Raw genomic sequence first — 6199 nt, forward strand, 5'->3', positions numbered from 1 at the left:
CTCTTTCGGTCGCCACTTCCCCCGATATAAAGTGCGGTCATTCGCCTAATTGGCACGAATCCACTGAGGAGGCGGCACGGTGAAGGGCATCATCCTGGCCGGCGGCAATGGTACGAGGCTCCATCCGATCACGCTCGGTGTCTCCAAGCAAATGCTCCCGGTTTACGACAAGCCGATGATTTACTACCCGCTGTCGGCCCTCATGCTGGCGGGGATCACCGAGATCGAGATCATCACCACCCCCGAGGACCAGGAGATGTTCCGCCGGCTGCTGGGCGACGGCTCCTGGCTCGGCATCACCCTCACCTACGCCGAGCAGGACAAGCCCCGGGGGCTCGCCGACGCCTTCCTGGTGTCCGAGGAGCACATCGGCGACGACTCGGTGGCCCTCGTGCTGGGCGACAACATCTTCCACGGCTACGAGTTCGGGCCCATGCTCCAGCGGGCCGCGCAGGACCTGGAGGGCTGCGTCCTCTTCGGCTACCCCGTGCGCGACCCGGAGCGCTACGGCGTCGGCACCGTCGACGAGCGCGGCCGGCTCGTCGCGATCGAGGAGAAGCCCGAGAAGCCGCAGACCAACATGGCGATCACCGGGCTCTACCTCTACGACAACCAGGTCGTCGACATCGCGCGGCAACTCCGGCCGTCCGAGCGCGGGGAGCTGGAGATCACCGACCTCAACCGGGTCTACCTGGAGCGCGGCGAGGCCACGCTCATCCCGCTGGGCCGCGGATTCGTCTGGCTCGACACCGGGACCCACGACGCGCTGATGGAGGCCGGGGACTACGTGCAGGTCCTGGAACACCGTCAGGGCGTGCGCATCGCCTGCCTCGAGGAGATCGCCTGGCGCATGGGCTACATCGACCAGGAGACCTGTTTCCGGCTCGGCAGCCGCCTCGCGAAATCGTCCTACGGCCAATACATCATGGAAATGGCGCAGGCCGGCTGACCGAGCGGGGTCCCGGAACACCGAATTCCCCTCCCACCGAAAGAGGTTCGATCGCCGTGAAAATCCTGTTCACCGTCGGGGGCAGCCAGGCGGCCGTCTTCGGCGTCGCCCCGCTCGCCGCGGCCGCCCGGAACGCCGGCCACGAGATCCTGGTGGCCGCCGACGAGCCGCTGATGGCCGCCGCGGCCTCGGTCGGCCTGCCCGCCGTCTGCATCACCCCCGAGCGCATGCGGTACGGCCAGGAGGCCATGACCGCCACCGCCCGCATCGACGCCCTGCTGGAACTGACCGGGGCCTGGACCCCCGACCTCGTGGTCGGCGGCCTCTCCCACGTCCCGCGGGCGCTCGCCGCCAAGCTGAAGGTCCCCTACGTCCGGCACATCTGGCACATCGCCCCGATGGCGCGCCGCGACCGCAAGGCGGTGGAGGAGCTGCAGCCGGAGCTGGAGCGCCTCGGCCTGTCCGAGCTCCCGGCCCCCGACCTCTTCATCGACCTCTGCCCGCCCTCCGTCCGCCCGGCCGGCGCCCCCGAAGCCCGGTCGATGCGCTGGGTGCCCCGGGTCAGCCAGCGCCGGGTCGAGCCCTGGATGTACACCCGGCCCGAGGGCCGGAAGCGGGTGCTGATCACCGCCGGGACCCGCAACCTCGTGCTCGACGCCGCCGGGAGCTCGCTGCGGGGGCTGGTCGACGGGCTCACCGCGGCCGGGGCCGAGGTGCTGATCGCGGCACTGCCCGAGGCCGCCGAGCAGTTCGGCGCGGAGCTCGGCGACGTCCGGATCGGCTGGATCCCGCTGGACGTGGTCGCCCCCACCTGCGACCTGGCGGTCCACCACGGCGGCGCGACCACCGCCATGACGCTGATCAACGCGGGCGTGCCGCAGCTGATCATCCCCGACAACGGCTACGGCAAGGCCGTCGCGGAGGCCGTCCGCGACTTCGGCGCCGCCCTGATCGTCGACAAGCACCGGCCGGAACCGGGCCGGACCCCCGACGAGGTGATCGCCGCCGGCTGCCGGGAGATCCTCTCGGACCCGCGCTTCGCCGAGCGGACCCGGCTGCTCGCGAAGGAGAGTGCGTCGCTGCCGACCCCGTCCGAGGTGCTGCGGGAGCTGGAGGCCCTCGTCGCCCCCTGATCCCGTGCACCAGATCGTCGCCATGCCGGCCGGTAGTCTCACCGGCCGGCATTCCGTTTGCCCGGACGGGCTGACGGGCTGACGGGCTGACGGGCTGACGGGCCGCCGTCGGCGCGCGGGCCGGGAAAACGCGGATCGCCCCGAAGCCGACGGAGGGGGCTCCGTGGTCTCGGGGCGATCCGGGTCACCGGGGGCGAACCCGCCGGGTGGGTCAGACGAGCGCCTCCAGCTTGGGCACGATCTCGCCGGGGGTCGGCAGGGACGCGATCTCCTTGGCGAGGAACTGGGTCCGCTCGGTGTAGCTGGGCGTCTCCAGCAGCTCCTTGCAGGCCGCGGCGATCACGGCGCCCGGCTCCTTGTCGGGCTCCTGCTCCTGCGGCCACAGCGTCTTGGCGGCGCCGAAGTCGCTGATGGCCTTGGCGATGGCCTCCCGGTGGTAGTTCGGCGGGAACTCCGGCGGGTTCTCCGGGATGATCAGCTGCGGCACGCCGTTCGCCATCAGGGTCGTGGCGGTGGTGGCGCCACCGTGGTGGACCGCCAGGTCACAGGTGGCGGCGGCGACGTCGACCGGGATCCAGCCGACGCGGGCGTCGCCCAGCTGCGAGCCGAAGCGCTCGGCGGCACCGGGGGAGGCCGCGATCAGGACCTCCGCGCCCAGCTTGTCCAGCTCGCTGACCAGCAGCGGCATGGACCAGCCCGGGTCGCGGAACATCAGGCTGCGGAAGCCCGAGGTGACGAGCACGCGACGACGGCCCTCGGGCTTGGTGTACATCCACCGCTCGAGCCGGCGCTGCGGGTTGCTCGGGATCCAGCGCACGGACTGGGCGGCGGGGTCGTGGGACGGGCGCAGCGACGGCGGGGTCGAGTCGAGCAGCAGGTCGGGCTTGAGCAGCCCGTCCACGCCCAGGCGCTCCAGCTCGGGGCGGAGCTCCTCCTCGGCGCCGGGGTCGATGCCGGTGAGCGGGATGCCCAGGTACTCGACCTGACGGACGTACGGGACCTTGAGGTGGGCGGCGAGCAGCATCGCCGCGTAGCTCTGCGAGCTGCCGACCACCACGTCGGGGGTCCAGTCCTTCGCCAGCTCCAGGAGGGACTCCACGCCGGCCAGACCCATCCGGGCGAAGCCGCGGCCCTGACCGATCATCTCCTGGTCGCCGAGCTCGCGGGGGAAGCGCAGGCCCCGGCCCGGGTTGGTGATCCGCATGAAGTGCCGGATCGGGTCGACGGTGAAGCAGAACGTGGGCAGGCCGATGGCCTCCGCGGTCTCCACCCACGGCTCGTGGGCGGCCAGGATGACCTGGTGGCCCGCGTTGCGCGCGGCCGTCGCCAGCGGGGCGGCGGCGTAGTAGGTGGCCTGGCTGCCTGTGGTGATGAACAGGATTTTCATGGCACTCCGGATGCTTTTTGTGAGACGGCCTGACGCATTTATGGGCTGCATCGATGTTCCCCAGTGGCGGCTTTTTCTGTCAATCACCGGCAATTGGCGGCGGTGTTCGATTGCGGATTTCGCGCAGTTGAACGGGATGAACGCGGGCCTCGTTTTCACGGGGTCGACGATGGCAACATCGAAGAAGTCAGCACCGTCGGCGGCCCACCACCATGGGGTCACCGCGTGTGGCGACGAAGCCGCAGGAAATCCGATACCGAAAGACGGTGGCACCCATGAACAGCCTGATCTACAACGCTCGCATGGCGCTGCGCGACATCATGGAAGTGAACATCTACTCGCAGGGCAACGACAAGGTCTACCTGACCGTTTTCCCGGACCTCGTCTGGGAGGGCACCGAGGAGACGCAGACCGAGAAGGTCATCCAGTTCGTCCTGGGCCGCCTGCACGACATGGAGATGGACATCGCCGGCGAGGACGCCGTGCAGACCCTCCTGGACGGCAAGGCCGTGGAGATCGTCCGCAAGGCCGCCTGAGCAAGCCGCTGCGCCGTGCCTTCGCGTCCGCGGGGCCCGGTGGCCATCCCCGAGGAGGTACGTCGGTCTTGATACCCCGTTATTCACTGCCCGAGATGGCGGAGCTCTGGTCGGACCAGGCCCGGTACACCACCTGGGCCGAGGTGGAGGTCCTGGCCTCCGAGGCGCAGGCACTGCTCGGGCGGGTGCCCGAGGGCGCGCTGGCGGACATCCGGCGGGCGCGGGTGCCGTCGGCGGCGCGCGTCGCGGAGCTCGAACGCGAGCGGGACCACGAGATCCTCTCCTTCCTCGCCGCGTTCTGCGAGGACCTGCCGGACGACTCGGCCCGCTGGGTCCACCACGGCATGACCAGCTACGACCTGGTGGACACCGCGCTAGGGTCCACCCTGGCCCGGGCCTGCGACGTCCTGATCGGCGCCACGGCCCGCCTGCGCGGGGTGCTGGTGGAGAGGGCGGTCGAGCACTGGGACACCCCGTGCATCGGGCGCACCCACGGCATGCACGCCGAGCCCACGACCTTCGGCCACAAGCTGGCCGGCTTCGCCTTCGCGGTCGACCGCTCGGTCGGGCGGCTGAGGCAGGCGCGCGAGCAGGTCGCGGTCGGCACGATCTCCGGCTCCGTCGGGACGTACGCGCTGATCGACCCCTTCGTCGAGGAGCACGTGTGCGCGGCCCTCGGCCTCGGCGTGGAGCCGGCGCCGAGCCAGGTCGTGGCCCGCGACCGGCACGCCCAGCTCGTCGCGGCGATCGCCACGCTCGGCGCCTGCGTCGAGCAGATCGCCGTCGAGGTGCGGCTGCTGTCCCGCAGCGAGGTCCGCGAGGTGGAGGAGCCCCGGACCGTCGCGTACCAGGGGTCCAGCGCCATGCCGCACAAGCGCAACCCGACGACCGGCGAGCGCCTCACCGGGCTGGCCCGGCTGCTGCGCGGGTACGCCGGGACGATGCTGGAGAACGTGGCGCTCTGGCACGAGCGGGACCTGTCCCACTCCTCCGTGGAACGGGTCGTCCTGCCGGACGCCATGACCGTCGCGCACTACCAGGTGACCTCGGCGACCGACCTGGTGCGGGGCCTGCAGGTCTTCCCCGGCCGGATGCGCGACGCGATCGACCGGACCAACGGGCTGGTGTACAGCTCGGCGGTGCTCGCCGACCTGCTGGAGGGCGGGAGCGAGCGGGAGCGGACCTACCGGATGATCCAGGACGCCGCGAACGGGGAGGACTTCCTCGGCCGGCTCAGGGCCGAGGGGGTCGCCACGGACCACCTGGGACCGGAGCGCTTCCTGGTCCACCATGACGTCATCTACAAGCGACTGGAGAGCCTTCGTGAGCTGGAGCATTGAGCGGGAGAGCGGTCCCGACCTCGACCTCGAGGAGGTTCTGCGGGTCTACCGGGAGTCCGGCCTCGGCGAGCGCCGACCGGTCGACGAGACCGAGCGGATGGCGGCCATGGTGCGCAACGCGAACCTGGTCGTCACCTGCCGCGTCGACGGCGAGCTCGTGGGCATCGCGCGCAGCGTCTCGGACTTCGCCTACGTGACCTACCTGTCCGACATCGCCGTCGTCCGCAGCCACCAGCGGTCCGGCATCGGGCGGGAGCTGATCGAGGCGACCCGCAAGGAGGCGCCGCAGGCCAAGATCGTCCTGCTGTCGGCCCCCGCCGCGACGGAGTACTACCCGCACATCGGCTTCACCGCCCACCACTCCGCCTGGGTGCTGAACCCCTGAGTCCGTGAGGGTCCGCCCGCAGTGCCCCGCGCCGGCCACCGGCGCGGGGCACTCGTGGTTCCCGGGGGCGGGGTGGGCCGCGGGGGTGGGCGCCGGGGGCGACCGTGCCGGAGCGGACGGCTCGCCCGCGGCCGTGCTCGTGCCGGAGCGGACGGCTCGCCCGCGGCCGCTACCGCGGCGGGGACGGTCCGGCCGGCGGCCGGGCGACGGACGACGGGTCGCTTCTCGACGGGCGCCGCACCGCCCCCGCGGTCCCACGGCGCGGCGGTGGCCCCCACCCGGCGGCCGGGCCGGGGGGCACCGGCACGGGACGAGGGGACGGGCGCCGTGACGGGACGGCGCCAGGGCGGGACGACGGGACGGCGCCACCGGGAACCCTCCCGGTACCGACACCGCCCCGACCGCCTGCAGCCCCTTGCCCCGCACGTCCGCGATCAGCACCCGCACGCCGAACGCCGTCTCCTGCAGC

At 71.8% G+C, this 6199-nt stretch carries 6 protein-coding genes; 5 read left to right on the plus strand and 1 reads right to left on the minus strand.

Translation table 11 applies throughout. The features are described from left to right. Positions 1-79: 79 nt before the first annotated feature. Positions 80-949, plus strand: coding sequence for a glucose-1-phosphate thymidylyltransferase RfbA (gene rfbA, locus AB0N04_RS22675; RefSeq protein WP_360217317.1), 870 nt, complete (start codon positions 80-82; stop codon positions 947-949). 56 nt (positions 950-1005) lie between these two features. Continuing rightward, a complete protein-coding gene (locus AB0N04_RS22680) occupies positions 1006-2082 on the plus strand; it encodes a nucleotide disphospho-sugar-binding domain-containing protein (protein ID WP_360217315.1) in 1077 nt (358 codons plus the stop codon). A 211-nt stretch (positions 2083-2293) separates the two neighbouring features. Here the strand turns inward: AB0N04_RS22680 and AB0N04_RS22685 are convergent, their stop codons facing one another. Then, on the minus strand, positions 2294-3469 hold the full coding sequence (locus AB0N04_RS22685; RefSeq protein WP_360217312.1) for a nucleotide disphospho-sugar-binding domain-containing protein: 1176 nt from the start codon (positions 3467-3469) through the stop codon (positions 2294-2296). A gap of 275 nt (positions 3470-3744) precedes the next feature. Between AB0N04_RS22685 and AB0N04_RS22690 the strand changes: the two genes are divergently transcribed. The 3 genes from AB0N04_RS22690 to AB0N04_RS22700 all read left to right on the plus strand — a co-directional run bounded on the left by AB0N04_RS22690 (position 3745) and on the right by AB0N04_RS22700 (position 5730). After that, on the plus strand, positions 3745-4005 hold the full coding sequence (locus AB0N04_RS22690) for a hypothetical protein (RefSeq protein ID WP_360217309.1): 261 nt from the start codon (positions 3745-3747) through the stop codon (positions 4003-4005). Between the two features lie 68 nt (positions 4006-4073). Beyond that, complete coding sequence (gene purB / locus AB0N04_RS22695; RefSeq protein ID WP_360217306.1) at positions 4074-5345, plus strand: adenylosuccinate lyase; 1272 nt, start codon at positions 4074-4076, stop codon at positions 5343-5345. After that, complete coding sequence (locus tag AB0N04_RS22700; protein WP_360217303.1) at positions 5329-5730, plus strand: GNAT family N-acetyltransferase; 402 nt, start codon at positions 5329-5331, stop codon at positions 5728-5730. Before purB ends, AB0N04_RS22700 begins: the two co-directional genes overlap by 17 nt. The last annotated feature ends 469 nt before the right edge of the window (positions 5731-6199 follow it).

The organism is Kitasatospora sp. NPDC051702 (assembly GCF_040681575.1).
GTDB lineage: Bacteria > Actinomycetota > Actinomycetes > Streptomycetales > Streptomycetaceae > Kitasatospora.

Coding starts and splice junctions, on each gene's coding strand:
- AB0N04_RS22685 (WP_360217312.1), bottom strand. CDS start 3,469: ATGAAAATCCTGTTCATCACCACAGGCAGCCAGGCCACCTACTACGCC.
- AB0N04_RS22690 (WP_360217309.1), top strand. CDS start 3,745: ATGAACAGCCTGATCTACAACGCTCGCATGGCGCTGCGCGACATCATG.